Source organism: Pseudonocardia pini (assembly GCF_013870575.1).
Taxonomy (GTDB): Bacteria; Actinomycetota; Actinomycetes; order Mycobacteriales; family Pseudonocardiaceae; genus Pseudonocardia; species Pseudonocardia pini.
This window is the reverse complement of record NZ_JACBXB010001003.1, coordinates 1-1,637: the sequence shown is the minus strand read 5'-3', so window position 1 is coordinate 1,637 and position 1,637 is coordinate 1. Positions and strand designations below refer to the sequence as shown.

Below are 1,637 nucleotides of genomic sequence, written 5' to 3'. Positions count from 1 at the left end.
CGCGGCCGAGGTGCTCGCGGAGGCCGCCGCCCACCGCGCGCTGCACGGTGTCGAGGCGGTGTTCCTGGACCGGGTGACCTCGGGACCGGAGCACCTGGCCCACTACGCGGGGCTGGCCGCCCGGCTGCCGCGGCCGCTGCTGCTCAACCCCGGCGTCCGGCCGGACCCGGGCTACCTGGCGCTCGCCGCGGTCGTCGTGACGTTCGAGGGGGACTGGGCCGCGCACCGCGCGCTGACCGGTCCCGATCCCGCCGGACGGACCTGGCACCTCGTGCACGGGGTGCCGCGAACGGCTCAACCCGCGGTCCTTCGGCGCGCCGCGGAGCTGGGGGCCTCCCTGGCCTACGCGACCGACCGTAGGATGCCGAACCCGTGGGACGGACTGCCGGGCGGATGGCCCGGATGAGGTGGCGGATCGGTGTCGCGCTGGCGGCCACCGGCGTGGTGGTGGCGTGCTCCGGGGGGACCGTGGCCGCGCCCCCGGCGAGCGGGACCTGGCAGTACCAGCTCAAGGGCCGGGTCGACACGGCGGTCGAGGCGGGCACGTTCGACGTCGACCTGTTCGACACCCCCGCCGAGACGGTCGCCGCGCTGAAGGCCCAGGGCCGCACGGTGATCTGCTACCTCAACGCCGGAGCCGTCGAGAGCTGGCGCCCGGACGTCGGCGCGGTGCCCGCGGAGCTGATCGGCGCCCCGCTCGACGACTGGCCCGGCGAGAGCTGGCTCGACGTCTCCCGCGCCGCCGAGCTGCGCCCCTTCCTCGCCGCGCGGTTCGACCTGTGCAGGGAGAAGGGGTTCGACGGCGTCGAGCCGGACAACGTCGACGGCTACGCCAACGACTCCGGCTTCGACCTCACGGCGGTGGACCAGCTCGCGTTCAACCGGATGCTCGCCGAGCTGGCCCACGAGCGCGGGCTCACGGTGGGGCTGAAGAACGACCTGGGCCAGGTGCCCGACCTGGTCGACGCCTTCGACTTCGCGGTGAACGAGCAGTGCGCCGAGTTCGACGAGTGCGACGCGCTGCAGCCCTTCGTCGACCAGGGCAAACCCGTCCTGCACGTGGAGTACGAGCTGCCGCTCACCGACTTCTGCCCCGCCCCGCCGGGCTTCCTGTCGATCCGCAAGCCGCTGGACCTCACGGAAGAGGTGCAGGCGTGCCCGGTCGCCCACGCCTGAGACCTGCCCACCTGCTCCGCCCCGTCGACCTCGCGGGAACCGGGCTGTTCGCCCTGCAGGGCGGGCTGACCGCCGCCGCGGCGGGCCTCGACGTCTTCGGGGTGCTCGTCCTCTCCTTCGTGACGGCGGTGGGCGGCGGCATCGTCCGCGACGTCCTGCTCGGCGACACCCCGCCCGCCGCGTTCCGCGACCTCGCCTACCCCGTCACGGCGTTCGCGGGCGGCGGGGTCGTGGTGGTGCTGTACGGGCTGGTCCGGGACGTGCCGCGGGAGGTCCTCATCCCGCTCGACGCCGCCGCGCTCGCCCTGTTCGCCGTGGTCGGCGCGGCCAAGGCGGTCGACCACGGGATGTCCCCGCTGCTCGCCGCCCTGCTCGGGACGGTGTCCGGGGTGGGTGGGGGCGTGATGCGAGACGTCCTGCTCGGCGGCGTCCCCCTCGTCCTGCGGTCCGACGTCTACGCG

At 74.8% G+C, this 1,637-nt stretch carries 3 protein-coding genes; all 3 read left to right on the top strand.

The window, feature by feature from the left end; all coding sequences use genetic code 11:
• Positions 1-406: spherulation-specific family 4 protein (locus H5J29_RS31860; RefSeq protein WP_220188194.1), on the top strand; the 406-nt coding region annotated here is incomplete at its 5' end.
• Positions 373-1,176: an endo alpha-1,4 polygalactosaminidase gene (locus H5J29_RS31855; RefSeq protein WP_220188193.1), complete on the top strand. Its 804-nt coding sequence runs from the start codon at positions 373-375 to the stop codon at positions 1,174-1,176. The genes H5J29_RS31860 and H5J29_RS31855, both read left to right, overlap by 34 nt.
• The coding region (locus H5J29_RS31850) for a trimeric intracellular cation channel family protein (RefSeq protein ID WP_181784628.1) at positions 1,155-1,637 on the top strand (483 nt) is incomplete at its 3' end. The genes H5J29_RS31855 and H5J29_RS31850, both read left to right, overlap by 22 nt.